This window comes from Parafrigoribacterium mesophilum (assembly GCF_039652555.1).
GTDB classification, from domain to species: Bacteria; Actinomycetota; Actinomycetes; order Actinomycetales; family Microbacteriaceae; genus Parafrigoribacterium; species Parafrigoribacterium mesophilum.
Genome location: NZ_JBDJAF010000002.1, coordinates 264,960 through 291,596, shown reverse-complemented (window position 1 = coordinate 291,596; position 26,637 = coordinate 264,960). Strand labels below are relative to the sequence as shown.

At 65.7% G+C, this 26,637-nt stretch carries 21 protein-coding genes; 11 read left to right on the top strand and 10 right to left on the bottom strand.

All coding sequences use genetic code 11. The annotated features are described in order from the left end of the window. Positions 1 to 113: 113 nt before the first annotated feature. From ahcY to ABFX56_RS11400, 3 genes are all read right to left on the bottom strand, one after another. Positions 114 to 1,565, bottom strand: coding sequence for an adenosylhomocysteinase (gene ahcY, locus ABFX56_RS11410; RefSeq protein WP_346233448.1), 1,452 nt, complete (start codon positions 1,563 to 1,565; stop codon positions 114 to 116). A 165-nt stretch (positions 1,566 to 1,730) separates the two neighbouring features. Beyond that, positions 1,731 to 3,158 (bottom strand): phosphomannomutase/phosphoglucomutase, encoded by a 1,428-nt coding sequence (locus tag ABFX56_RS11405; protein WP_346233447.1) that lies wholly within the window; start codon positions 3,156 to 3,158, stop codon positions 1,731 to 1,733. Then, positions 3,155 to 3,412 (bottom strand): DUF3499 family protein, encoded by a 258-nt coding sequence (locus ABFX56_RS11400; protein WP_428834436.1) that lies wholly within the window; start codon positions 3,410 to 3,412, stop codon positions 3,155 to 3,157. Before ABFX56_RS11400 ends, ABFX56_RS11405 begins: the two co-directional genes overlap by 4 nt. Positions 3,413 to 3,475: 63 nt before the next feature. On the opposite strand from ABFX56_RS11400, the gene ABFX56_RS11395 reads away from it, so the two are divergent. Then, the gene (locus ABFX56_RS11395; protein WP_346233446.1) at positions 3,476 to 3,919 is read left to right on the top strand and encodes a metallopeptidase family protein; all 444 of its coding nucleotides are present in this window, start codon (positions 3,476 to 3,478) and stop codon (positions 3,917 to 3,919) included. Between the two features lie 7 nt (positions 3,920 to 3,926). On the opposite strand, the gene ABFX56_RS11390 is transcribed toward ABFX56_RS11395, so the two are convergent. The 5 genes from ABFX56_RS11390 to galE all read right to left on the bottom strand — a co-directional run bounded on the left by ABFX56_RS11390 (position 3,927) and on the right by galE (position 11,996). Next, positions 3,927 to 5,834, bottom strand: a complete 1,908-nt coding sequence (locus ABFX56_RS11390) for a DUF5719 family protein (RefSeq protein ID WP_346233445.1) — start codon at positions 5,832 to 5,834, stop codon at positions 3,927 to 3,929. After that, positions 5,834 to 8,713, bottom strand: a complete 2,880-nt coding sequence (locus ABFX56_RS11385) for a glycosyltransferase family 2 protein (protein WP_346233444.1) — start codon at positions 8,711 to 8,713, stop codon at positions 5,834 to 5,836. Before ABFX56_RS11385 ends, ABFX56_RS11390 begins: the two co-directional genes overlap by 1 nt. Positions 8,714 to 8,894: 181 nt before the next feature. Next, the gene (locus ABFX56_RS11380) at positions 8,895 to 10,352 is read right to left on the bottom strand and encodes an HNH endonuclease signature motif containing protein (RefSeq protein WP_346233443.1); all 1,458 of its coding nucleotides are present in this window, start codon (positions 10,350 to 10,352) and stop codon (positions 8,895 to 8,897) included. Positions 10,353 to 10,575: 223 nt separating this feature from the next. Next, positions 10,576 to 10,893: a WhiB family transcriptional regulator gene (locus tag ABFX56_RS11375; protein ID WP_346233442.1), complete on the bottom strand. Its 318-nt coding sequence runs from the start codon at positions 10,891 to 10,893 to the stop codon at positions 10,576 to 10,578. Positions 10,894 to 11,033: 140 nt separating this feature from the next. After that, complete coding sequence (gene galE / locus ABFX56_RS11370; protein WP_346233441.1) at positions 11,034 to 11,996, bottom strand: UDP-glucose 4-epimerase GalE; 963 nt, start codon at positions 11,994 to 11,996, stop codon at positions 11,034 to 11,036. Between the two features lie 278 nt (positions 11,997 to 12,274). Between galE and ABFX56_RS11365 the strand changes: the two genes are divergently transcribed. Continuing rightward, complete coding sequence (locus ABFX56_RS11365; protein ID WP_346233440.1) at positions 12,275 to 13,228, top strand: GlxA family transcriptional regulator; 954 nt, start codon at positions 12,275 to 12,277, stop codon at positions 13,226 to 13,228. A 217-nt stretch (positions 13,229 to 13,445) separates the two neighbouring features. Here the strand turns inward: ABFX56_RS11365 and manA are convergent, their stop codons facing one another. Beyond that, the gene (manA, locus tag ABFX56_RS11360) at positions 13,446 to 14,732 is read right to left on the bottom strand and encodes a mannose-6-phosphate isomerase, class I (protein ID WP_346233439.1); all 1,287 of its coding nucleotides are present in this window, start codon (positions 14,730 to 14,732) and stop codon (positions 13,446 to 13,448) included. 257 nt (positions 14,733 to 14,989) lie between these two features. On the opposite strand from manA, the gene ABFX56_RS11355 reads away from it, so the two are divergent. The 3 genes from ABFX56_RS11355 (at position 14,990) to ABFX56_RS11345 (ending at position 18,352) form a co-directional block, all read left to right on the top strand. Further along, on the top strand, positions 14,990 to 16,333 hold the full coding sequence (locus tag ABFX56_RS11355; RefSeq protein ID WP_346233438.1) for an O-antigen ligase family protein: 1,344 nt from the start codon (positions 14,990 to 14,992) through the stop codon (positions 16,331 to 16,333). Positions 16,334 to 16,346: 13 nt separating this feature from the next. Continuing rightward, entirely contained in the window at positions 16,347 to 17,660 is a 1,314-nt protein-coding gene (locus ABFX56_RS11350; RefSeq protein ID WP_346233437.1) for an O-antigen ligase family protein, read from the top strand. Positions 17,661 to 17,845: 185 nt separating this feature from the next. Further along, a complete protein-coding gene (locus ABFX56_RS11345; protein WP_346233436.1) occupies positions 17,846 to 18,352 on the top strand; it encodes an acyltransferase in 507 nt (168 codons plus the stop codon). 87 nt (positions 18,353 to 18,439) lie between these two features. Here the strand turns inward: ABFX56_RS11345 and ABFX56_RS11340 are convergent, their stop codons facing one another. Next, entirely contained in the window at positions 18,440 to 19,144 is a 705-nt protein-coding gene (locus ABFX56_RS11340) for a class I SAM-dependent methyltransferase (protein ID WP_346233435.1), read from the bottom strand. A gap of 930 nt (positions 19,145 to 20,074) precedes the next feature. Between ABFX56_RS11340 and ABFX56_RS11335 the strand changes: the two genes are divergently transcribed. From ABFX56_RS11335 to ABFX56_RS11310, 6 genes are all read left to right on the top strand, one after another. Further along, positions 20,075 to 21,787, top strand: coding sequence for a polysaccharide biosynthesis protein (locus tag ABFX56_RS11335; protein WP_346233434.1), 1,713 nt, complete (start codon positions 20,075 to 20,077; stop codon positions 21,785 to 21,787). Further along, positions 21,784 to 22,920 carry a DegT/DnrJ/EryC1/StrS family aminotransferase gene (locus ABFX56_RS11330; RefSeq protein ID WP_346233433.1) on the top strand — a complete coding sequence of 379 codons (1,137 nt, stop codon included), beginning with the start codon at positions 21,784 to 21,786 and terminating at the stop codon, positions 22,918 to 22,920. The genes ABFX56_RS11335 and ABFX56_RS11330 overlap by 4 nt, the downstream gene beginning before the upstream one ends. After that, positions 22,917 to 23,561, top strand: coding sequence for a sugar transferase (locus ABFX56_RS11325; RefSeq protein ID WP_346233432.1), 645 nt, complete (start codon positions 22,917 to 22,919; stop codon positions 23,559 to 23,561). Before ABFX56_RS11330 ends, ABFX56_RS11325 begins: the two co-directional genes overlap by 4 nt. Beyond that, positions 23,558 to 24,202: an acetyltransferase gene (locus ABFX56_RS11320; RefSeq protein WP_346233431.1), complete on the top strand. Its 645-nt coding sequence runs from the start codon at positions 23,558 to 23,560 to the stop codon at positions 24,200 to 24,202. Before ABFX56_RS11325 ends, ABFX56_RS11320 begins: the two co-directional genes overlap by 4 nt. 83 nt (positions 24,203 to 24,285) lie before the next feature. After that, a complete protein-coding gene (locus ABFX56_RS11315) occupies positions 24,286 to 25,470 on the top strand; it encodes a glycosyltransferase family 4 protein (protein ID WP_346233430.1) in 1,185 nt (394 codons plus the stop codon). A 116-nt stretch (positions 25,471 to 25,586) separates the two neighbouring features. Beyond that, entirely contained in the window at positions 25,587 to 26,636 is a 1,050-nt protein-coding gene (locus ABFX56_RS11310; RefSeq protein ID WP_346233429.1) for a glycosyltransferase family protein, read from the top strand. Position 26,637: the final 1 nt, after the last annotated feature.

Genomic DNA, 26,637 nt, shown 5'->3' with positions numbered 1-26,637 from the left:
ACCCCCCATCCGGGGGTCGTCTAGGCCCGCGGTGCACCCCGAAAGATGCCATTCCGGACGAGTGACGCCGCCGCGGCGGGGTGTCTCGTCCGAGAAGGGGCTCTCGAGCGCGGTCAGTACCGGTAGTAGTCCGATTTGTACGGGCCGTCGACCGACACGTCGATGTAGTCGGCCTGCTTCGGGGTGAGCCGGGAGAGCTTCACGCCGAGCGCATCCAGGTGCAGCCTGGCGACCTTCTCGTCGAGCACCTTGGGCAGCATGTGCACGCCCAACGGGTACGCGTCGCGGTTGGTCCACAGCTCGATCTGGGCGAGCACCTGGTTCGCGAACGAGTTGCTCATCACGAACGACGGATGCCCGGTGGCGTTGCCGAGGTTCATCAGCCGGCCCTCGGACAGCACGAGCACGCTGCGCCCGGACGGCAGCCGCCACTCGTGCACCTGCGGCTTGATCTCGATCCGTTCCGCCCCGGCCAGTTTCTCCAGCCCGGCCATGTCGATCTCGTTGTCGAAGTGGCCAACGTTGGCCACGATCGCCAGGTGCTTCATCCCGAGCATGTGGTCGACCGTGATCACATTCTCGTTGCCGGTGCAGGTGACGAAGATGTCGGCCTTCTCCAGCACGTCCTCGATGGTCGTGACCTGGAAGCCGTCCATCGCCGCCTGCAGCGCGCAGATCGGGTCGACTTCGCTGACGATCACCCGGGCGCCCTGGCCGCGCAGCGCCTCAGCGGCGCCCTTGCCCACGTCGCCGTAGCCGGCGACGAAGCAGACCTTGCCGCCGATGAGCACGTCGGTGGCCCGGTTCAGGCCGTCCGGCAGCGAGTGGCGGATGCCATACCGGTTGTCGAACTTGGACTTCGTCACCGAGTCGTTCACGTTGATCGCCGGGAACAGCAGTGTGCCGGCCTTGGCCAGCTCGTACAGCCGGTGCACTCCGGTGGTGGTCTCCTCGGTCACTCCGGCGATGCCGGCGGCGATCGTGGTCCAGCGTTGCGGTGCGGCGGCCAGGGAGGCGCGAAGGGTGTCCAGGATGACGCGCCATTCGTGGCTGTCCGTCTCCGTCGCATCCGGCACCGCGCCGGCGAGCTCGAACTCGCGGCCCTTGTGCACCAGTAGGGTGGCGTCGCCACCGTCGTCGAGGATCAAGTTGGGACCGCCCTCGGTGCCCCAGTCGAAGATCTGCGAGGTGCACCACCAGTACTCCTCGAGGCTCTCGCCCTTCCAGGCGAACACCGGAATGCCCGCCGGGGCATCCACGGTGCCGGTCGGCCCAACGGCCACGGCGGCGGCCGCCTCGTCCTGGGTGGAGAAGATGTTGCAGCTGGCCCAGCGCACCCGTGCGCCGAGGGCGACCAGGGTCTCGATGAGCACCGCGGTCTGCACGGTCATGTGCAGGGATCCGGCGATGCGGGCGCCGGCCAGTGGCTGGGAGGGTCCGAATTCCTCCCGCAGCGCCATCAGCCCGGGCATCTCGTTCTCGGCCAGGCGCAGCTGGTGACGTCCGGCTGCGGCGAGCGCGAGGTCGGCCACTTTGAAGGGAAGGGATGTCGTCACGGAGGTCATCCTCCCATTCTCGCAGCTTTCATCATTCAGGAGGCTGTGGGACGGATGTTGCCGGCGGCGGCCAGCGGGACCTCAGCAGGTGACTCCGGCAACAACTGCACCACCACGTCCTGAATGATGAAAGCAGCGGCAGCAGCGGCAGCAGCGGGCGCGAGGGGCGGAGCGTCAGCCGCGGATGATCGCCAGCACGTCGTCTCGGATGCGCTGCATCTGCGCATCCGTGCCCGATTCCACGTTGAGACGCAGCAGCGGCTCGGTGTTGGACGGGCGCACGTTGAACCACCAGAACGGCTCGTCCTCTGGCACGATGCCGGTGACGGTGAGGCCGTCCAGCTCGTCGAACTCCGCGACGCCGGTGTAGGCCTCGACGATGCGGTTGTAGGCCTCCGGCACGTCGGCCACGGTGGAGTTGATCTCGCCGCTGAGCGCGTACGGAGTGAATCGGGCCGCCATCGCCGACAGCGGGTCGGACTGGGCACCGAACTCGGCCAGCACGTGCAGTGCCGCGAGCATGCCGTTGTCGGCGCCCCAGAAGTCCCGGAAGTAGTAGTGCGCGGAGTGCTCCCCGCCGAAGATCGCGCCTGTGGCGTGCATCTGGTCCTTGATCAGGGAGTGGCCGACCCTGGTGCGCACCGGCGTTGCGCCGGCCGCGGTGATCGTCTCCTCCACAATCCGGGAGGTGATCAGGTTGTGCAGCACCGTGATCTCGGCACCGGCATCCAGCGCCCGCACCCGCTGAATCTCCCGCAGCGCCACCACGGCGGCGACCGCAGACGGGTTCATCGGGTGGCCCTTCTCGTCGACCACGAAGCAGCGATCCGCGTCGCCGTCGAAGGCGAGCCCGAGGTCGGCGCCGTGGGCCACGACCGCGTTCTGCAGGTCGAGGAGGTTGGCCGCCACCAGCGGGTTGGCCTCGTGGTTGGGGAAGGTGCCGTCCAACTCGAAGTAGAGCGGGATGACCTCGATCGGCAGTGTCGGCAGCCCGGCCGCCTCGCCCAGCACCGCCGGCACGGTCAGCCCGCCCATGCCGTTGCCGGCATCCACGACGATGCGCAGCGGCCGGATGCCGGACAGATCGACGAGCGAGCGCAGGTACGCGGCGTAGTCCGCGAGCACATCGACCTGGCGGAAGCTGCCCGGCTGCGCCACGTCGGCAATGCCGTCGGCCAGGTACTGCTCGGCGCGGTCCCGAATGCCGCGCAGTCCGGTGTCGAAGCTGATGCCCTGTGCTCCGGCGCGGCTGAACTTGATCCCGTTGTAGGTGGCCGGGTTGTGGCTGGCGGTGAACATGGCCGCCGGTGCGTTCAGGTGCCCGGAGGCGAAGTAGCTTTCGTCGGTGGAGCACAGCCCGATCGACACGACGTTGGCGCCGCGGGCCTGCGCGCCGCGGGCGAAGGCATCCGCGAACCGCGGGGACGAGTCGCGCATGTCGTGACCGACGATCACGTCGATCCCGGCAGCCTGCACCTCGTCGACGAAGCCGGCGGCCAGGGCGGCTACGACGTCGTCGGTTAGTTGTGATCCGACCAGCCCGCGCACGTCATAGGCCTTGATAAATGCGCTGAGGTCAATACCAGTTCTCTCTGAAGTCATACTCCCGAATCTATCCTGCCGAGCACTTGGTGCCGCACGATTTGCCAGCCGTGCGGTACCGACAGCTGTTCCGAGTGGCGGGCGCAGAGGTCGTGACTGTACGGCTCATTGGTCGGGCTGAGCGGGCCGAGCACGACCATCGAGTCTTCGTAGTCGTAGGTGAGGGTCGCAGTGGCTTCCACCTGGCAGGCCGCTTTGCTACACAGTCTCTCGTTCAGCTGCACGCCCTGAGTTGTTTGGAAGCGCTGGGTCATTTGCCTCTACCCTAACGGCGAACTCCCCCGCTGCCGCGGAACCGCGCCGCCTACACTTGAGCCATGGCTCGCACATCCCGACGCAGCAGCGCACCGCGCTCGGTGCGGGCCGGCTGGCGCGACCGGCACGGGCGCGGGATCCGCGCCGCGGTGACCGGGCCGCACCTGCCGATGCTGCGCACCAGGGTCGACGTGTTCGACGCCACCGTGGCCGCCGCCGCCGAGTACCTCAAGGACATGTGGCCCGACGAGCTTGAGGGCGCCCACTTCGAGGTGGCCGGCCTGCCGACCGCGTCGGGCGCCAACGGCGTCGACCGGTGGCGGGTGATCCCGGCCGAGCGTCGCATCATCCTGTACCGGCTGCCGATCGAGCGGCTAGCCCGGTTGCATCGCCACGACGAATGGCACCGACGGATGCTCATCGAAAGTTGCGTGTTCCGCGCGGTGGCCGAGTTGCTCGGCAAAGACCCGTGGGATTTGGCACCGGACCGGTTCCGGCACTTCTGACCGGTCGTTACGGGTACACCCGGATCGGCGGGGCGCTGGGCGCGCCGGGGCTCACCGTGTACGCGCTGAGCTGACCGTCGCCCTGGTAGCTGACGGCGACCCGCAGGCTGTCGAAGCCGCTGAGCAGATAGCCGCCGGATGCGACGGGCACCGTCACGCTGGCGCTGGCCGGCACCGACACGGACGTTGGCGACGCCGTCGAGGCATCTGTGGACTCCAGCGTCACCGTTTGGCTCTTTTCGGTGGGGTTGGCCAGGTGCAGCATGGGCGAGGGTCCGGCCGCGACGGCGACCTCGGAACGCTCGTGCAGCACCGGGGCGGCGGCGAACCAGGTGAGGTCGGCGGCGCCGGAGGATCCGGTGACCGAGACACGGGCGGCGGCGATGACCGGGATGTCCGCCGAGAGTCCGATGGTGAAGCTGCCGTCGCCCGCTTCGATCGGGAGGTCGGTCACCACGCCGCCGGGAACGCTCAGCGACGATGGTTCGTCGGGCGCGGAGCCGTCTTCGGGGATGATGGCGATCTGCACCTTGGCGGCAGCAGTGCCGGGCACGTACAGGCGCAGCACCGGGGCGATGTCGGCGAATCCGGGGCTGGACTGTTGCGCGGCCAGCGCCTCGGTGCCGGTGAGTACCACGCCGGGGATCACCAGGTGTGTGGCCGGTGGCGCGGAGGCGCCGACGATGGCCAGCCCGCCGGAGGCGAGGGTGCGCACGACGCGGTGCTGCAGGTTGGCGACCACTTGGCCGCCGGCGCTTGTCACCCGCACCACCGGGGAGAGCACGTTCGGGGCGAATCCGGCCAGGGGCAGGATGCGCTGGCTGCCGCCGGGCACGACGATGCCCTCGCTGCCGGCGGCACGCACCTCGCCGTTCTCGGTGAACACGGTCACCGACACGGTGGCCGGCACGGCGCCGGGGTTGCTCAGGGTGATCAGGGTGGTGCGTCCGGTGTCGGTGGCACCGCCGACCAGCCAGGTCTCGGCAGCCGTTTCGGCGCACTCGGCGGCGGCAAAACCGCCGGTGGGTACCAATTGGGATTGGCTGCCGGCCAGGGCCGCGTTCGCCGAGGCGGGCAGCGTGATGGCGACCGGGGCCACTGCGGAGCTGTTTTCTGTGGCGGTGAGCATTGATTGGCGTGCGGCGCCCTTGGCGGATGCTGCGGTGACGTCCGGCTGGCCGGCCGAGGAGATTGCGGAGGCGTTCGCATCGATCGCATCCACCATCCGCAGCGCCGGCCCCGGGCAGACGCGTTGCTGGGTGGTGGCCGTCGGGGTCACCAGCATCGACGGCGCGGCGGGGGCGTGTTGCGGCAGCGGGAGCCAGGTGGCGGCGGCGATGGCGGCGGCCGCGATGCCGATTCCCACGGTGCCGGCGACGGCTCGAGCCCCGATCCGGAGGTTGCTCAGCGCATCCCGTTTCGGGCGCACCGGGGGAAGCGGCGCGTCGTCCTCATCGTCGGCGAAGGCGTCAAACCCGGAGTTCCACGGCTCGGAGGAGATTCGGTCATCGTCCTCGTCCGGCGCGAATTCACGCGGCTCGGCCTCGAGGGGTCCGGGTTCGAGTGGTGCAGGTTCGAGAGGCGCGGCTTGGGCCGCCTCGAGGTCGACCGGTGCGGACTCGACCGGTGCCGACTCGGGCTGCTGCGGTCCAGACTCCTCGGGTTCGTCCTCCTTGGGTTCGTCCTCTTTCGGCTCCGGCTGGGGCGCTCGCCACGGCTCTGCCGCGCCGGGAGGCCGCGGCGCGAACCGCGACGGTTCCGCCGGTGCCGGCTCGGTCGCCCCGTTCTCGTCCGGCAGCCCGATTCTGGACAGGTCGATCTCGGAGAGGTCGCCGCGGTGCGCGGGCTGCTGAGGTGGACGCAGCGCCGGGATGTCGCCCGTCTTCGGGTCGGGGTTGTCGGGCCATTTCGCCATCAGTTGACCTCCCCCGACGTGGCCTCGGCGGCGCCGGCCGGCCGGGCTCCGCTCACCGTGGCCTGACGCTTGCGGCGCGGCGCGGTGGGGATGCCCAGCAGCAGCGTGAGCGCGAAGATGGCGCCCTGGGCGAGGAGGATGCCGGTGCCCAGTCGCGCGCCGGTGTCCTCGGGCCGCAGTTCGGGTGCCTGCTTCGGAACGTCCGTCACCCGCCACAGCATCCCGTCGGCGGTGTGGCCGACCGGGCTGAGCAGGGCGTTGTTGTTCAGCGCGTCGAGCGCGCGGCGGCGCAGCTCGTCGTTCTTGTCGTTCGTATCACCGCGCGTGGTGTCGGCGACGACGACGAACCCGATATCCAGGGCGGCGAGGTCGGGTTGCGCGTTGAAGCCGCTACGCGAGACGAGGTTGCCGGACAGGTTGGCGACGCGTTTCTCGGTCGCCTCCAGCCTGGCATCCGTCGCCGCGAGGGTGGACTGTTCGTCGAGCGTCGCCCCCACGTTGCGAGCGAGTTCGCTGGCGATTCCGCCGTCGTGGGTGGAGATGAGCAGGGTGCCCACCGTGGGCCGCACCTGGGCCTGCGCGGTGACGATGGCGGGCAGGATGCGTCCGGAGCCGGGGTGGATGGCCGCGGTGCCGGCCAGGGTGGCGCCCAGTAGTGGCATCGCCAGGGCGAGGGTGGCCGCGGCGGCGACGACTCCGGAGGCGAGGGCGGCGCGGCCGAGCGCATCCAGGGCGACGAGGCTGCCACCAATCAGTCCGAGCCAGAACAGGCTGAGGGCGGCGCCGGGCCAGAGGGTGATGGCGTTGCCGGCGGCGAAGGACACCGAGATCCGGGTGGCGATCACGGCGGTGACGAAGCCGAGCAGGGCGATGCTCATGGCCGGGATGGCGCGGCGGGAGCCGGGCACGAACAGGGCCAGCAGCGCGAGCACGCCGACCGGCAGCAGCAGTACGGCGACAAGCACCGGGGCGGTCTCGCCCGGTAGCGATAGGCCGTCGAGCAGGTGGATCCAGCCGTGCAGGCCGGTGCCGGCATCGGCGAGCGCCAGCCGCCAGCCCGGTGGGGCGGTGACCACGCTGGGCACTCCGGGGTCGGCGAGCAGGCCGAGCGGGTTGCCGCGCTGCAGTTGCGCCAGGATGAGTGGGGCGAACAGGGCGAGCGCCGGGATTGGGATGCCGATCAGCCGGTGCACGCTCTTGGGCTGGGCGATCAGCCAGAGCAGCCAGAGTACGAGCAGTGCGGGCACGAGCGAGGGAGCGGATGCGGCGACCGCGGCGAACAGCAGCGCGGCGGCGGCGGCGCTGCCCCAGGAGTGCGCGGCATCGACCACGGTCAGCACGAGCCACGGCAGCAGCACCTGGACGATGGCTGCGCCGAGGTGTCCGGTGGTGAGCGAGGCGAGGAGTGGTGGGCCGAGCATCCAGAGCACGGCGGCGATGAGCGGCAGCCAGGTGCGGGAGCTGAAGCGTCGGGCGCAGAACCAGGCGCCGATGGCGGCTAGCGGTAGGGCGGCCACGTAGAACAGCGCGATGCCGAAAGAGGGCGCCCAGAAGGCGAGGCTGCCGAGCAGCGCGACGATCACCGCGAACGGGTCGGCCGCGCCGACGAAGCCGCCGCCGATGTCCCGCCAGCCGTAAGCGGCGTTGGCCCACAGGTCGGCGACGCTGTGGCTGAGCGGTGCCAGGCCGCCGCCGACGACCGCCGAGCCGGACAGCAGCGGACCGAAGGCGACGACGCCGAGCACGAGGCCGGCGACGGCAACCCAGAATCCACCGTCGCCGAGGAACTCGGCCCGGTCGTCGTCTCTGGTGCGTTGTCCGAGGAGTTGTCGCTGGGCCTCGCGTTCTTGGGCGCGTCGCTCGCGCAGCTCGGCTCCCGGCATCCGGAGCGCGTCGATCGCGGCCCAGCTGAGCCGTTTGGTGCGTCGGAAGTTGCGGCGGCCGCCGGTGACGTGGCCGGCGAAGGCGGCGACGAACGCGGCGCGGAATTCGCCGGGGATGGCGCCGGGGCGTTTGGTGAGCAGGTGACCGAGCGAGCGCAGCACGGCAAGCGGCACCAGCGACAACCAGTGGATGCCGAGCGCCCAGAGCGGCGCGTAGACCAGACGGCGGTGCAGTTGGGCGGTGCGCACCAGGCGTCGGCGGCGGGCGTCGGATGCGGCCCGGCGGCGGGCGAAGGCACCGGATGCGGCGGAGCCGAACAGCTCGGGACCGTGCGCGCTGGCGACGCGGGCGCCGGGGACGAGGATGACCCGGTGGCCGGCAAGTCGCACGCGCACGCTGAAGTCGAGGCCGGCGTCCACGACGCCCAGTCCCGGGTCAAATCCGCCGAGCGCGTTCCACACCGAGCGGCGCACGAGCATGCCGCCGGCGGCGACGCCGAGCACGTCGGCGCGGGCGTCGTGCTGGGCTTGGTCGAGTTCGCCCTCCACGAGATGCACGGTGGCGCCGAGTTTGGAGAGGGTCTGGCCGAAGTCGGCCAGCACGTCCGGTTGGTCCCAGCGCACCAGCTTGGGGCCGGCGACCGCCACGGAGGGAGCGATCTCCACCGCGGCGAGCAGCTGGGCCAAGGCAGTTGGTTCAGGAGCGTTGTCGTGGGCGAGCAACCAGAGCCAGTCGTCGTTCACGTCTGCGGTCGCGGGGGATGCAACGCGCAGGGCGCGGGAGACGGATGCGGAGAAGCCGACCTTGCCGGGAACCTCCACCAGTTGGGTGGGGCCGGATTCGGCGAGCAACGCGCTGGTGTCGTCGGTCGAGCCGGCGTCGACGGCAATGATGGTGTCGGGCCGGTGCGTCTGTGCGGCGAGGGCGGCAAGAGTCCGCGGAAGAAACTCGGCCCCCGTGCGGGCAACGAGGACCACAGTAACTCTCGGTTGCATCTAGTCGAGACTAGGCGCCGAATGGCGCCGTACGCGGCGGGACACGCGGCTCACCTCCGGCCGGGGCCGCCGCCCCGCAGCTCGAACTCCCCCGGTGGTCGAGCTCGCCCCGCCCCAGCCCCCCGGTGGTCGAGCCTGGACTCCACTGAGCCTGTCGAAGTGTCGAGACCCTGCCTGTGGGTTAGAAGGGTGGGATGTTGCCGGGAATATCGTTGTCGGGTAGGTCGGTGATGATCTGGCCGAGGGGGCTGGTCCATTCCAGGATGCCGGGGGCGACTTGGCGTACCGTCCAGGCACTGTGGTGTTTGAGCGTGTGATCGCCTTTGCATAAACATTCCAGATTTTCTGGTGTGGTCTTACCGCCGAACTCCCACGCGAAGGTGTGGTCGATCTCGGTACGCTGGGGGGCCCGGTTACATACCGGGTACCGACATCGGCCATCCCGGACCTGCAAGAATCTGCGTAATCGTTTCGAGGGCCGGTACTTATCCACGGTGAGCACCATCCCGGCCACCGGATCGGTGAGCACCCGCACCCACTCCGGAGCATCGGCGGCCAACCGGAGCGCGTCATCCATCCCGATCGGACCATGCCCGGCCAGCACGGCCGGAACCTTACCCTGGCCCAGCAGCGACAGCACCGGGACCACCACCGACACCTCGGCACGGATACCGATACCCGCGGCGTGCGGGGCATCCGGCCCACCGGTGGGTTGCCCCGTCAACAACAGCTCGGTAGCCAAATCGGCGCGGATCTGATCAAACGTACGCGGATCAGACGCAGTGTTGGCCTGATCGTCGGTGCAGGTGTTGGCGCTATGGATGGCTTTGGCCTGCTCGGTCAGCCGGTCCCAGATGGCCGTACCCAGCAGTTTGGTCACATACAAGGTCAACGTGGCCATCCCATCATCCTCGTCGGACAAGCGCACACACCGGGCCTCCCGGGCTTTCTTGTGCCGGTCCTGGAAGGACACCTTCCCGACCCGGGACGCGGTCAACTGCGCGTACTTGGTCAACCGGCCCGGAGTAACCCGCTCGGCCCGCTCCAACACCAGCTCCTCATAGCGGGCCCGGGCATCCGCATCATCGATGCACCGACCGTACAGGGCGATGGCCCGCAGATGTCCGGCCTGGATCCGGCCGGCGTGTAGCGCCTGTACGGCCGCCGGGAAATTCTGCACCATCAGTTGCGCCTCGGACAGCCGACTCTGCATCGTGGCGGTGGACACCCGGCAGGCCACCGCCAACTCGGCCGCCATCGATCGGTGCGCCCAGTCCCGCTGCTCCTGCGTCGCTCCCTGGGGCAGGGCGTTTTCCGTCCGCTGTTCCAAATCCGCTAACTCCCGCATTTGCAGCGCCTGCAACCGAGACATCTGCGCCTGCAGCTCGGTCACCCGGCCCACACCCACCCGAATCGCCTCGGACACATCGATCGATCCGACCGGATCATCACCCAACGGATCCAGGTCCACCGCCTCCGCCGGGTCGGTACGGGGGTCGACCCAGCCCTCGGGAGTCCAACCCTCGGCATCCCAGTCCTCGCACTCCCAGGCCAGCGGGCCGTCCAACTCCCACGGCGCGATCCCCATTGCCGCCAGCTCGGCGGCATCCGGAGTAGGAACATCGAAGATGTCTTTCACAGTCTTAGTACACACCTTGCCGCTGACATACGTGCCGACACGGTGTCGACCGCACAGACACGGTGATCACCGCAGCAGACTCGAACTTGTGTTCGTGTTCCATGGGTCTAAGTGAATACCACACCACTGACATTGGAGCACGCCACGTGACGTGAAGGCTCGACCACCGGGAGCTTGACCACCGGAGGGCCGACCACCGGAGGCTCCGTCGCCGGAGAACGGGCTAGGCGCGCTTGCGCAGCTTGCGACGCTCGCGCTCGGAGAGGCCGCCCCAGATGCCGAAGCGCTCGTCGTTCTTGAGCGCGTATTCCAGGCACTGGGCGCGCACTTCGCAGGACGCACAGATCTTCTTCGCGTCGCGGGTGGATCCACCCTTTTCGGGGAAAAACGCTTCGGGATCGGTCTGCGCGCACAGCGCATCCGCCTGCCATGCCAGCGGGTCGTCCTCGTCGGTACGTCGTCGTACTCCCGGCACGCCGAGGTTGATCGGGTCGACAAACCAGTCGTCAGGGACTCTGCCGCGATGATCGTTCAGCGCCATAGCACAAACTCCCCTCGTGTAGCCCACGACTTGCGCACCGTGTTAAACATAATTACACCCGTGTAGTTCCCCCAGCGCAAGTCGCAAATCGTAAACCCTCAATTCCGCCTTCAGGGTTGACTCGCCAGTGAAGTTGTGATTCACCCGGCCAACCGCCGCGCCTCCCACGCGCTGGAGACCATTTCGTGCAGGCTGTGCCGCATCCGCCAGTCCAGATCGCGGGCGGCGAGGTCTCCGGAGGCGACGATGCGCGCGGGATCGCCCGGCCGGCGTGCCCCCACTTCTGGGGTAAACCGAATGTTCGTTACCTCCGCCACGGCGGCCATGATCTGGCCCACCGAGACGCCGTCACCGCTGCCGAGGTTGTAGGCCGGCTGGATGGGTTCGCCGGCATCCAGGCGCCGTGCGGCGGCGACGTGGGCCAGCGCGAGGTCGGCGACGTGGATGTAGTCGCGCACGCAGGTGCCGTCCGGTGTTGGGTAGTCCCCGCCGTTGATGTGCGGGGTCTGCCCGCCCAGCAGCGCGTCGAACACGAGCGGGAACAGGTTGTGCGGGCTGACGTCGAACACGCTGGGGTCGCCGGAGCCGACGACGTTGAAGTAGCGCAGTGAGGTGTGCCGCAGTCCGGTGGCGACGGCCTGGTCGGCCAGCAGCCACTCCCCGATCAGTTTGGACTGGCCGTACGGCGACTCCGGATGCTTGGGCGTGTGTTCCGTGACGAGGTCGACGTCCGGGGTGCCGTACACCGACGCGCTGGAGGAGAACACGATCCGGTCGACGCCGTGTTCCTGCATCGCGCCGAGCAGCACCCGAGTGCCCTCGACGTTCTGCTGAAAGGTGTGCAGCGGGCGGGTCACCGAGACGCCGGCGTACTTGAATCCGGCCACATGGATGACGCCGGTGACCTGGTGCTGCTGCAGCGCGTCGAGCACCAGTTCGCCGTCGAGGATCGAACCGCGCACCAATTGGGCGCCGCCGGGCACGAACGCCTCGCGCCCCGTGGAGAGGTCGTCGAGTACGACCGTGTCTTGTCCGGCATCCAGCAGCGCACGCACCACGTGGGAGCCGATATAGCCGGCGCCGCCGGTCACCAACCAGGTCATGGCCCCAGGTTAGCGCGCCGCCAGGGGCGCCCCAGTCGGCCCAGTCAGCGCGCGATCAGCGGGGCGGCCGGGTGGGCACCCGGCGGTATCCGTCGCGGCGAATGAGCGAGACCGTCGCGGCGATGCCGCCGAGTCCCAGCATCCCCACTGCTGCAATGAGAAATTCCATGCCAGCAATCTTGGGCATTGGCAGGCCGCGCCGAAAGTGGCAGAATTGACGCCCAACGGATGATTTCTGCCAATACTGTTTTCTGCCAATACCGCCGAGGGAGTTCCGGATGCTCAACAAAGTCGTCGCGCTGGCCGTGCCGGGCCTGGCGCCGTTCGAGTTCGGTGTGATCTGCGAGGTGTTCGGCATCGACCGCACCGATACCGGGGGTCCGTCGTTCGAGTTCACGGTCGCCACGGCGATGCCCGGCCGGGTCACCACGAAGCTCGGCTTCGACATCGTGGTCGAGAACGACCTTGCCGCAGCCGCCGACGCTGACCTGATCGCCGTGCCGGCGCACGGCGACTACCCGGCCGACGAGGCCTACCTGAAGGTGCTCCGGGATGCCGAGCGCCGGGGTGCCTGGGTGCTCAGCGTCTGCAGTGGCGCGTTCGCCCTCGGGCAGGCTGGCATCCTGGACGGTCGCCGCTGCACCACGCACTGGATGTACACCGACGAGTTGGCGGCGCGGTACCCGCTGGCCAGCGTGGACCCCGACGTGTTGTTCGTGGAGGACCGCAAGGTGATCACCAGCGCGGGCACCGCGGCGGGCATCGACGCGGCGCTGCACCTGGTGCGGCGGGAGCTGGGCGCGGCGGCGGCGAACGTGATCGCCCGGCGGATGGTGGTGCCCCCGCAACGCGACGGCGGCCAGTCGCAGTACATCGACTTCCCGATCGCCGAGTGCCGCAGTGACTCGTTCGCGGCGGTGACGCAGTGGATGGTGGCGCACCTGGACCAGAACCTCACCGTGGATCAGTTGGCGCGCAAGGCGCTGATGTCGTCGCGCACGTTCGCCCGGCGGTTCCGGGCCGACATGGGCACCACGCCGGCGGCATGGTTAAACCGGCAGCGTCTCATCCGGGCGCAGCAGCTGCTCGAGCAGTCCGATCGGCCGCTGGAGGAGATCGCGTCCGAGACCGGATTCGGCGCGGCATCCGTGATGCGGCACCACTTTCTCAAGGTGCTGCAGATCACGCCGACCGCCTACCGACGCACCTTCGGCGAGCGCGTCGCCAGCTGAGCGGCCCGGACACGGTTACCGGATATCTCGACCGGGCAGGACCGCGCCACGCGCGCCAACTCGTCCTTGACCGCGCTTTCATTAGTCAGGAGGGTGTGTGATGGGTGAGACGGATGCGACTGGTGTCGTCCTCAACAGCACCGGTGACCACAGGGGTCACACACCCTCCTGAATAGTGAAAGTGGCCGGGGCGAGGTGAGTGCGAGCCACGGGAAGGTCAGCGGGTGGTCGCCAGGAACAGCTCGCCGGTTCCGGTGAAGGTGAGAGTTGCTTCATCCGGCGTGATGTAGACCGCCTGGCCGCGCTCGAGGTCGACGGATGCCGCGGCGCCGGCCACGCACATCGCGCCAGCCGTGCAGAGCGCGATCGCCGGTCCCGGTAGCGCGAACGACGAATTGCCCGCGCCCGATACGCCGGGCTCCCCCGGCGCTGCCACGTGCACCAGCGTGAAGTCGGGCGCGTCGGCCCGGGATCCCGGCCGGAACACCGAGACCCCCGCCGACGGCGCCGCCGGCTCCAGGAGCGGCACCGCCGCATCCGTGAAGTCGAGCACCGACAGCAGTTCCGGCACGTCCACGTGCTTGGGCGTCAGTCCGCCGCGCAGCACGTTGTCGGAGGCACTCATCAGCTCGATGCCCACCCCGTGCAGATACGCGTGGATGTTGCCGGCTGGCAGATACAGCGCCTCACCACGGGCGAGGCTCACCTGGTTGAGCAGCAACGAGACGACGATGCCGGGATCTCCGGGGTACTCCGCGGTGAGCAGGCGCACCGTGGCCAGTTCCCGGTCGATGCCGAACGACCCGGGCAGCGGCGCGGCGCCGACGAACTCGGGGAACGCATCCCGTCCGGCGTATCCGGCGAGCATGGCGATGCGGCTGACCCGCGCTACCAGCGCGTCCACCTGTGGGCCGCCGGCGAGCAGCCATTCGAACGCCTCGGGCAGTGTGTCGAGCCGATCCATCAGGTCGTAGAGCAGCGCTGCCTGGGGGGTGTCACCGCGCACGTCGAGGTCGACGAAGCCCTGCAGCACGTCGCGCACCTCGTCCACCGGCCGGAACCCGCACAGTGCATCGAACCGGTCGCTGAGCGCGTAGATCATCTCGGGCTTGGGGTGCGCGTCGCGGTAGTTGCGGTGTGGGGCGTCCAGCGGCACGCCCGCGTCGGTTTCGCGCAGGTAGCCGGCGCGCGCCTGGGCAGCGGACGGATGCGCCTGCAGCGACAACGGATGCTCCGCCGCCAGCACCTTGAGCAGGAACGGCAGCTGCGGCCCATCGTAGGCGGCGCCCAGGGCGGCAGTCGGATCGGTGGCAATCCAGCGGCCGAGGTCGGCGGCGCCGCCGGTCTGCGCCGCATCCAGTACTCGCGATGGTGACCCCGGGTGCGCGCCCAGCCACAGCTCCGCCTCCGGGCCACCCGAGGCGGCCACCCCGAGGATTTCAGCGATCGCTGTGGTGGAACCCCACGCGTAAGGGCGAGGTGTGTTGGTAATGCCGACGAACATTAGACGGGTCTCCTTATTAGTGACAACACCACGCTAGCGAAACATCGCCACTCCGCCGCCCGCTAGTCGAGTAGCCGACCGAGCTCTGCGAGGCCGCCCCGCTGGTCGAGTAGCCGGCCGAGCTCTGCGAGGCCGGCGTATCGAGACCCGCACACCGCTGGTCCGCACCCACCAACCCGGGTCTCGATACACTCGCCGACGCTCGCGACTCGACCGGCGGGATCCGCCCTGTTTCCCCAAAGGCACGAACGGCGCGCATGCCATGGCTCGATAAGCTCAACTCCATGATCGAGCGCCGCGGATTCCGCATCGGATTCGCCGTCCTTGTATTCTTCACGATGCTTGCCGGCGACGCCTGGCGCTACTCGATCAGCTGGTACGGCTGGGGCGTCATCATCCTGATCCTCGCCATCGGCACTGTCCAACTGTTGCTGCAAAACCGGAGACGCCTGCGCCCGTTCCCCGTGACACTGCTCGCCTTCCTCGTGCTCGCCACACTGTCGATCGCCTGGTCCTTCTATCCGGGGCTGACCGCGGCGGGCGCGCTATCCCAGTGGCTGACCACCGCCGGAGCGACCGCGCTGGCCATCACCCTGAGCTGGGCGGAGTTGCTGCGTGCCCTCGGCATCGCGCTGCGGATCATCCTGGGTCTGTCCCTCTTATTCGAACTCACCGTCTCCCTGGTCATCCGGCACGCCGTGCTGCCCTTCTGGGTCGACTACGGCGACACCACCCACCTGCCCAAGCTCGTCTACTGGTCCCGAGACGTACTATTCGTGGACGGCAAGATCCAGGGCATCGTCGGTAACTCCAGCCTGCTGGCGATGATCGCCCTGCTCGGCCTCATCGTGTTCGGCGTGCAGCTGGCCTCCCGGTCGGTCGGCCGGGTCAGCGGCACGCTCTGGATGCTGCTGGCCGCGCTGATCGCTGCCATCACCCGCTCGGCAACAATCTTCGTCGGGATCGCGGTGTGCGCGGCGGTGGTAGTGGCGGTGCTCGCGGTGCGCCGCGCCCGCACCCGTCGCGCCCTGGTTGCCACCTACTGGACGCTGGCGGCCCTGGTGCTGGCCGGCGCCGCGATCATCAGCGTGTTCCGGGAACAACTGCTGGCGCTGCTCGGCAAGAGCGACACCCTCACCGGGCGGCTTGGAATCTGGGACGCCGTCATCGGCCTGGCGCAGCAGCGTCCCATTTTCGGATGGGGCTGGATCAGCTATTGGGCGCCGTGGGCGGCCCCGTTCAAGAACCTTGTCAAGAAGGCCGGCGTGCAGCAGTTGCACGCGCACAACGCGTGGCTGGATGTCTGGCTGCAGTTGGGCATTCTGGGCGTGGTGGTGTTCGCCACGTTGGTGGTGGTGACGGTGTCTCGGGCCTCGCGGATGGCGGTTCGGATGCCGAGTGCACATTCGGACGCGTTGACGGCGCGCACACCCCGCGCCGCGTCCGCCCTCACGCTGCTGCCGATCCTGCTGCTGACCGCCCTCATTGTGCAGAGCCTCGCAGAGAGCCGGCTCATCGTCGAGTACGGCTGGCTGCTGTTGACGCTGCTAGCCGTGAAGACCGCGCGGCCGGACCCGGCCCTGCCGAAGGTCATGCCGTAACTTTGAGGTGATCATGAGCAATCAGCCGAGGAGCCACACCGCCCGCGCGGCCGCAGCGGCGTTCCTCGGCTCGCCGCGGTTCGTGGCGGCCCTGTGCACGACGGCGGTCGGCACGGCTGCGGCGGCGTTCGCGCTGCGGCAGACGATCGGCTGGCCGGGACTGCTCGGCATCCTGGGCGGACTGGCGGTATTCGCGGTGCTCGCGCTGCTGGTGAAGCGGCGCGAGATCGAATGGTACGGACTGCTGCCGCTGTCGCTGCTGGTGTTCGTCGGCTGGGCGGGCCTGTCGGTGATATGGAGCGAATACCAGTGGGCCAGCTTGGGTTCCCTGGCCTATCTGGTCGGCTTTACGCTGCTCGGGCTGACCGTCGGGCTGTTGCGCGACACGATTCAGATCGTGCGGATCTTCGGCGACGTGCTCCGGGTGGTGCTGACGGCATCCCTGGTGGTGGAGGTGATCTCGGGACTGCTGCTGGACACTCCGGTGCGCTTCCTCGGCGTCGCCGGCAACCTGGATGTACTCGGGCCGATCCAGGGGCTGCTCGGCACCCGCAATCAGCTGGGCGTGACTGCGCTGGTCGCCCTGATCACGTTCGCCACGGAGCTGCGCACCAAGTCGGTGACCCGCGGGGTCGGCATCGGGTCGATCGTGGTGGCGGGGCTGTGCCTCGCGCTGAGTCGCTCGCCCGTGTCCGGCGGGGCGCTGGTGCTGGTGTGCCTCGCGGCGCTGGCGCTGTACTGGCTGCGGCGGCTGAAGCCGCATCAACGCCGTGGCTGGCAGTTCGCGCTGCTGGCAACGACAATCGTGGTCGCCGTGTCCGCGTGGCTGTTCCGTGGCACCATCATCGCGATGCTCGCTGCCACCGGCGAGGTCACCTACCGGATCAGACTCTGGCAGGCGATCTGGCAGTTGGTGCCTTTCCATGAGTTGCAGGGTTGGGGATGGATCGGGCACTGGCGCCCCGAGCTGCTGCCGTTCGCCGCGTTCGACGTGGAGGCGGCCCGGCCGTCGACCTCGGCCCTCAATGCGTTCCTGGATGTCTGGTTCCAGTTGGGGCTGGTGGGCCTGTTCGCGTTTCTCGTGCTGATCGCGCTGGCGTTGGTGCGGTCCTGGCTGCTCGGGTCGCACCAGCGCAGCACGGTGTTCACCTGGCCGGCTCTGGTGCTGGTCGCGCTGGTGGCGTGCTCGTTCGCGGAAAGTTCGATCCTGATCGAGTTCGGCTGGCTGACCCTGGTGGTATGCACGGTGAAGGCGTCCCGCGAGTTGAGCTGGCGTAAGGCGTTTGCGGCGATCCCACATCCGGATGCGACGCGCCCGCCTCGCTGACCCTCGACGCGATCAAAGAAGTCCAGCGAGGCCGACTGACTGACTAGGCTGATCCGCAACGAACGCTCAGCTCCACCGCACGGGAGTTCCCATGACCGCATCCACAGTACGGCGGAGGTCGCTGCCTCCGCACGCGTCTGTGGAACGGTACTACGGTGTGGCCGTACGCACATATTCGCGAGGATGTGCGCGTAGGTGAGAACTGCATCATCGGCCGCGGCGCCTACCTCGGGCCGGGCGTGGTTGTCGGCGACAACTGCAAGATCCAGAACTACGCCCTGGTCTACGAGCCGGCGAGGCTGGGCGATGGCGTGTTCGTGGGTCCGGCGGTGGTGTTCACCGATGACCAGTTCCCCCGCGCGGTCAACGTCGACGGCACTCTCAAGTCCGGTGACGACTGGGAGGCCGTCGGCGTCACCGTCCTAGAAGGCGCCCCAATCGGCGCCTGCAGCGTGTGCATCGCGCCGGTGACCATCGGCCGGTGGGCGCTGGTGGGCGCCGGCACAACCGTGGTCAAGGATGTGCCCGCTTTCGCGCTGGTGGTCGGCTCGCCCGCACGACGCGTCGGCTGGGTGGGCCGGGCAGGACATCCGCTGACCGAGGATTCTCCGGGCAGGTGGGTATGTCCAGTTACGCACAAACGGTACGAACAAACAGGTGCGGACACACTATGGGCATCCGGGCAGGTCTAATTCTAGATAAGAGCGCGGTGAGCGCTCGTGGGGTCCAGTCCGGTGGGCCTTGGCGCGCCCGCAGGGTGAGCCGCAAGCTCAACGAGGCTACGGGAGTTGACGATCGGCACCTGAATCCTTTCGGCCGAGCACCCATATATGCCGTCGACCTTGAGGCAGGATTCGGATGCTCATGCTCTCTGATGCGTATCCCAAGAGCGTCCGCTCACTGATGCGAGACCCACGCCACGCACGGCTGAGGGTCCGTCTCCAACGGAGCAGGTGCCCGAGGTGCCCAGCCCAGTCCAGGAGCCTAGGCAGCAGCCCGGAACGGCGAAACTGAAGGTACACCCAACCGCCCGTCCGGAGAACTCGCAACGCCTCGACGAAATAGCGTTCCTGGGCCGATGCGGTGGGCACGTGTTGCAGGGTGATGTAGGAGAACACAGCGTCTACGCTTGCGTCCGCAATTGGCAGCTCTCCCTCCCCGGAAACCTCGAGATACTCAACATTTTCCAGCCCGGCGAGATTCGAGCGCGCCCGATCAAGCATCACTCCACTGACATCCACGGCGATCACCCGTCCCGCGAGGGCGGCAAACTGTCGCGTCATCCGCCCGACTCCGGAGCCGATCTCCAGCAGCGTGTCTTCGTGTGTCAACGCCACACCGCCTCGCGACAGAAACTCGTCTACCTCGCGAACGCCGGATGCAAAGAACTCCTCGGTTTCGCTTGAATACCCAGTTGCAACGTGCCAAGCGGCGTTCCGGCGTGCGGCGTCGTTCCAGAAACTCTTGGAGGACGGGCCATTCATGTGAACTGCACCTCAGCCACTCCAACGGCCTCACGCAGAAGAAGATTGGCGCTCAGTCGCACAGCATCCGGAGGTGAAACCTAGCACGGGATCACCCCAGTCTCGACGAGCTCATTGAGACATGCACGCTAGGCCCCGTGTCCCTCTCACCCCACTTCGAACAACTACCCGTGCCCGAGCCACTATTAATAGGCCTTTTCATCGTATGTTAGGAGACAGCGCTGATCGCTTTGTGCAAACATCAAACGAGCCAGGTTATACGAGACTTATTCGACACGAAGGGGCGAATCGCTTGTTGGAGGTTCAGAACCTATCCCAGGGCTTGACAAAAGACCGGGACCGCTGTGTCCGCCCAACGACGATCTACATTCCGATGGCGAAACCGTCTCCGACAGTGATCTCGCCTCATCGGTCGACCACCCTTGAGTTGGAGCGGAAGTTCCGCGGCCCCCTCTCAAACAGTGCCAGGCGATCCGCTGGTCCCAGCCCCCATGACGGAGTTTTTTTCAGCGCTCGCGATAGACTCCGACTACGAGCCAACAGTTACGCCGTATCTGCTGCTTTTCGTGGTCGGTCAAGTGTCGACAGAAGTGTCGCTCATCGCTCGGACAGAGCAAGTGAAATACGACCTAATTGCCGTCGAATCGCGCTTTCCAGAGCTTGGCCGCAAACCACCGTGGGAGTCATCCTGACGAAGTCCGCACCCACGTCCCCGATTCCCGCGGATTCGTACTTGCCGAGGACCGCCCCCAACATGCAACAAAGAGGAGAAATAGAGTTCGACCAGTCGTCATAGCTGACGTCGCTGGCCAACACAGTGAGATTATGAATAATTTCAGCACACCGCCCATTGACATCGCTGGCGAATCGACAGGGCAACGGGCCCCGCGACGCATTGTGTCATTGGTTCGAGGTCGTTACCAATATGCGATGGACGCGGCCGCGTGGGCCCTGGCAATAATCGGAGCTGTGCTGCTCCGTTATGACTTCGATGTGAGCCAGATCGACTGGTTGTCCGTGCTGATTGCCTGCCTGGTGGCTGCCTTGCTGCAGTTGCTTCTAGGTTGGCGAATTACACTCTACGGCGGGCGTTTCGTTCTCGGCAGTTTCCACGAGGCCAGGGCACTTGCACTTGTGGTTGGGATAGTTGGTGTCCTACTGGCTAGCGCTCAACTCATCTCGGCGTCGACGATACACATACCGCGGAGCAGCGCGATCATTGCGGTACCTCTGGCGTTCGTGCTCATGGGAGGACTCCGCTATCTACAGCGCGTCTATGTTGAGGGCCAGACTCGACCGGACAGTACTGCTCAGCGGACCCTGGTCTACGGTGCCGGCTATCTCGCCAAGCACTTGGTGCATCGCATGAGAACCGACGCGCTCTCGCCCTACCTTCCCGTCGGTCTGGTCGATGACGACGCCTTCAAGTCCCGCTTCAGCATCGACGGGGTGCGTGTGCTGGGAACCGGCGACGATCTGGCCGCTCTGGTGGCGAAAACGAGGGCAACCGCGCTCGTTATCAGCATCGGACACGCTGACGCCGCACTGATCCGCAAGATTTCCGACGCAGGCGAAGCGGCAGGGCTACGCGTCCTGGTGCTGCCGCTGCTTCAGGAGATCCTGGAGGGCAAGTCGCGGTTAAGCGACTTGCGCGAGGTGGCGATCGAGGACCTGATCGGCCGCAATCCGATCGACACCCACGTGGAAACGGTCGCCGACTACCTCACCGGCAAGCGGGTGCTTGTCACCGGAGCCGGCGGCTCCATCGGCTCCGAACTGTCGCGGCAGATTGCCCAGTACGACCCCGCCGAACTGATCCTCCTCGACCACGATGAGACCAACCTGCAAACGACCGAGTTCCTGATCCTGGGGCACGGGCTGATGGAGACCAAGGAAACTGTGCTCGCCGACATCCGGGACGAGGAAGCACTAGAGAAGATTTTCACCGAACGGCGCCCCGAGGTGGTATTCCACACCGCTGCGCTCAAGCACCTACCCGTTCTCGAGCGCTACCCGGAGGAGGGCTGGAAGACCAACGTGCTCGGCACACTCAATGTTCTGAAGGCCGCCATGGCAATCGACGTGCAGATCTTCGTCAACGTGTCTACCGACAAGGCCGCGGACCCGACGAGCGTGCTCGGCTATTCGAAGCGCCTTGGCGAGCAGTTGACCGCGTGGGCAGCAGAGCAAAGCGGGCGCCGTTACCTGTCCGTCCGGTTCGGTAATGTGCTCGGCAGTCGCGGTTCGCTTCTGCCTATCGTGAGCAGAATGATCGAGTCCGGTGGCCCCGTCACGGTAACCCACGCCGATGCAACTCGATACTTCATGACGATCCCGGAGGCCAGCCACCTGGTGATCCAGGCCGGCGGGATCGGCAGCCCGGGGCAGGTCTTGATCTTGGACATGGGCGAGCCCGTGCGAATCCTCGACATCGTCGAGCGGATGATCGCCCGCTCCGGACGGGACGTCGGGATCACCTTCACAGGCCTCCGCGATGGCGAGAAGCTGCACGAGGTGCTCATGGGCGAGTCGGAGACTGACCAGCGCCCTATTCACCCGAAGATCTCGCATGCCACCGTGCCCGCACTGGAGCCGGCCAAGCTTGAGCAAGCCAGATGGGATTCCGAGGTCGTGTCGCGATGAGCGGACGCATTTACATGTCGTCACCGGACGTTGGCCTCCTCGAGGAGGAGGCGGTCGTTCGAGCGATTCGCTCCGGTTGGATTGCGCCGCTGGGTCCTGAGGTCGACGCGTTCGAACGAGAGTTAGCCGACCGCATCGGGGTTAAGCACGGCGTGGCCCTGAGTTCGGGCACGGCGGCGCTTCATCTTGGCCTCCTGGGGCTTGGTATCGGTGCCGGCGACGTAGTGATCACTTCTACGATGACGTTCGCGGCGACGGCAAACGCAGTCGTTTACACGGGTGCCGAGCCGTTTTTCGTGGACTGCGAGCTGGAAACTGGAAACATGGACCCGGCTCTGCTGGGGCAGGCGATCGAACAACTCACGAGTGCGGGTGAGAAGGTCGCCGCGATCGTGCCGGTCGACCTGTTGGGAAAGGCGGTCAACTACACCGAGATCCTCGCAGTCGCTGACGAGTTCGGCATCCCAGTGCTCTCCGATGCCGCAGAGTCGCTTGGTGCTGCCCACGACGGTAAACCAGCCGGCTCCTTTGGCCTGGCGTCCATCGTCTCCTTTAACGGCAACAAGGTCATGACCACGTCAGGCGGTGGGATGCTGCTCACCGACGACTCCGATCTCGCATCCCACACCCGCTACCTGGCCACGCAAGCCCGCCAACCGGTCACTCACTATGAGCACATCGACATTGGTTACAACTACCGGATGAGCAACCTGCTGGCGGCGCTCGGCCGTGCGCAGCTGTCACGCCTTGACGACATGATCGCCCGCCGCCGTGCCATGCGCGATCTGTACCGCGAGTTGTTTGCGGACGTTGCCGGTGTCGAAATCTTCGGCGGAGCATGTGATGCACAGGACAACTTCTGGCTCACTTCGATCATCGTCGACTCGGCGGTGACCGGCTGGACGCCAGCCGACCTGAGTTCGGCGCTGCTTGGCGAGAACATCGAGAGCCGCCCGCTATGGAAGCCCATGCATTTGCAGCCAGTGTTTGCGGGCACCCGCTCGCTAACGAACGGCCACTCCGAGCGACTTTTTAGGACTGGCCTGACTCTTCCCAGCGGGTCGGCACTCGGTGAATCCGAGATCGACCGATTGTTCTCAGCGGTCAACGGCTTTCTTGGCGGCCGTCAATGACAATTGCGGCCCGTCGACATCGCTACGAACTCGCAAAGCGCGTGCTGGATATCGTTGGCGGATGTGTCGGGCTAGTCCTCTTGTCACCGGTGCTAGTCCTAGTCGCTGGGCTCGTTGTGCTGAACCTTGGTCGACCCATCCTATTTGTGCAAGATCGCCCAGGTCGCGATCGCAAAATCTTCCGACTATACAAGTTCCGCACGATGCGGAGCATTAACAGCGAGCAAGGCAGAATTACTGATGACCAGCGCCTAACCTCTTTTGGACGAGTTCTGAGGTCAACCAGTCTCGATGAACTCCCGACTCTATTTAATGTCGTACGCGGTGACATGAGCATGGTGGGTCCGCGGCCGCTGCTCGTCCAATATCTAGACCGGTATACGGCCGAACAGAGCCGGCGACACGAAGTGCGACCTGGAATCACTGGACTTGCACAGGTCAGCGGGCGCAACTCACTCGATTGGAATAAGAAATTCGCATTGGACATCGCGTACGTCGAAAATCGCAGCTTTGCGATGGACCTTCGAATCATGTGCGCAACAGTACTTTCAGTATTGAAGCGCGAAGGTATCTCGGCAGAGGGATATGCCACGGTCAGTGAATTCATGGGGAAACGCAGCGACAAGGCTGTCGACCGGTGAGTACGCCACTGGTAGTCATCGGGGCCGGCGGTTTCGGTCGCGAGACCCTAGACGTTGTTGATGCAGTGAATAGGGCGGCCGGTGAACCTGTCTTCGACCTACTTGGGGTAGTCGACGACGATCCGAGTCTCAACAATGCCGCCCGGTTGAATTCACGAGGCATTCGCTATCTGGGGCGCTCTTCCGAATGGCTCGCTGGGGGGAATCGCGCACAGTACCTCATAGGCATAGGGAGCCCAACGTTACGACAGCGCGTTGACGAGGAGTTCCGTACTGCAGGGCTAACTGGCGCGATCGTTGTTCACCCCGCCGCGACGGTTGGCTCCATGGTCAGTATCGGAGAAGGCTCCATCATTTGTGGTGGGGCGCAGATTTCAACGAATGTATCCATCGGTAGGCATGTGCACGTCAACCCGAATGCAACGGTAGGACACGATTCCTTATTGAACGACTTCGTCTCGATCAATCCGGCCGCGACAATCTCGGGCGAAGTCAGGGTGGGCACACGTACCGTCATCGGCGCTGGCGCCGTCGTCTTGCAGGGGTTGGATCTGGCCGAGAATGTGCTCGTGGGAGCTTGTGCGTGCGTCACCAAGAACGTGCCTGCTGGTGTAACGGTGATGGGGGTGCCAGCTCGCTGACAGCCAAAGAGACGCCCGTGGGAGTCACATCCGGCGAGGCTATTGTGCCTAATTATGGATGAAAGTGGAAAGTGCTATCCAAAATGGCTTACCGAAATCAAGCGGCTGGACGACGTCCACGCATCCTGATCGGAATCACATCTGAAGTGTCCCTTCGCCTTATGCGAGGGTTCCCTGAATACCTTGACAGGAATGGGTGGGAAGTTCATGTAGTTTGCTCGCCAGGACCCTTGCTATCACAACGGGCACTGTGTAGTCCAGTTCACTTCCACGCGCTGAAGATGCGACGAAATCCCGCCCCCTTCCACGACCTGCGAGCATTACTCGAATGGATCCGCTTATTCCGAGTTGTACGACCTGACCTCATTGCGGTTGGCACGCCAAAGGCGGGCTTGCTCGGAGGCCTCGCGGGCTGGCTAACCCGGGTTCCACGTCGCGTCTATGTGCAACGCGGATTAAGGATGGAAACCGCCACGGGGTTGCAGAGACTCGTGCTTTACTCGGCAGAGCGAATTGCGATTGCCACTGCACACACCGTACTTGCCGTCAGTCCAAGCCTCAAGCAAGCTCTCGTAAAGCTGAAACTCTCGAGACCAGAAAAAGTAGTCGTAGTCGGTGAGGGTAGTAGCAACGGAGTAGATGTTCGCGAGTTCGATCCCGCCAGATTTTCGACAATCAGACTCGACGAGTTGCGCGCAACGCTCGGCCTCCGTCCCGGCATTCCAACAATCGGCTATGTCGGGCGCTTGACACGAGACAAAGGATTTGACGTTTTGGAGAATGCCGTACTCCAACTGCGAGAGTGGGGAATCGAATTCGACCTGCTCATCGTGGGCGGCATAGACGATCCAAGTAGTCGCAAAACTCTCGACCGGCTGCTTGCCAGCGGGCTTTGTGCGGCATCAACTGGTGCGGTCCAAGACCCAGCCATCTACTTCCAGCTGATGGATCTTTTATGCCTTCCCACCTACCGAGAGGGCTATCCGAACGTTGTATTGGAAGCAGGTGCGTCCGGCAAGCCGACGATAACCACCGACGCAACGGGCGCCATAGATTCAGTACTGCCCGGCGTTTCTGGAGTAATTGTGCCTGCGGGAGACTGCGATGCGCTTGCCAGGGAGCTGAGAACCCTCTTAGCCAACCCTGATCGGCTTGAGTCAATGGGATCTGCAGCAAGCCGCCATGTAAAGAAGCACTTCGATCGCCCCGCCGTTTGGCAGCAACTTCAGCTGTTCTACGCATCACAGTATGACTCCCGTAATGAGTAGCATTCGTGGCTTTGTCCGAGTAACGCCAAGGCTGATCCGCATGCAGGGCAAATCCGCGCGCGTTCGGGCAAGAAATGCATCCGGTAGCTTGGTAAGACCAACATCCGGGAGCGTTAATGGTTGAGCAGCCGGGAATCGTTGCTGTTTCAAGGTACGGCTCATCAGGCGCGAGCAGCCGCGTTAGATTACGTGACTGGTTTGAGCATTTCGCAATTAACGCTGAAATACATGACTACATAGGAACTGCAAACAATAACCCACGCGCAATGCTTTTCGGCGCACCTCGTGTGATCCGTGCTGAGGCTGAGCTGCGTAAACTAACCAAGCGCCTAGAAGACAAGTCTCTGGTGTTGAGCCGCTCGGCATCGCCCTTTAGCGCTGGAGTGCTCGAAGCGACTCTCCTGAAAAACGCGCGGCACTCTGTCTACGACTTCGACGACGCCATATACGCAAGTGGCAATCATTTCTTCCGCAATATTCGGTCGGTCGAGAATGTATGGACGAAGTCTGTTCGATCTGCAGACGTAGTGGTCGCAGGAAGCGAAGTCCTCGCGGAGGCGGCGTCAGTCCTCAGGGATGATGTCGTGATCATCCCTAGTTGTGTCGAACCCAGTAAATACATGAGAAAACCCACGTACGATCTCGGTGAGATTCCACGAGCAGTGTGGATCGGTTCGCCAGGCAATGAAGCGTACCTCCTCCCTGTGGCCAAAGGATTGCTTGCGCTCAACACTAGGTTTGGCCTTCGGCTAACTGTAATAAGTGCCGGCAATGCCAGTCTCGGGGAACTGGACAAGATCGTGGACCGATACACCTGGGGTCCGGACACCTTCTATGAGCAGATTGCTTCAGCCGACATTGGGATAATGCCGCTGCCGAACAATCCATTTACTCGCGGAAAATGCTCATACAAGCTTCTCCAGTATGGTGCCTCCGGTGTTCCTGTCATCGGTTCAGCAGTCGGCGCAAACGTCGCTGCTCTTCAAAGGCTCGGCGGCTTGGAGGCAAATACCTCATTAGAATGGGAAACTGCAATTGCGAACGTCCTCGAAATGAATCCTCGTGAGCGGTCGGGTATGGGCAAAAGTGCCCGCGACGGGGTCGAAAAACACTATAGCTTCGATGCCTGGGCGCGGAAGTGGCTCGAAGTCATGAGGCTGTCCTAAG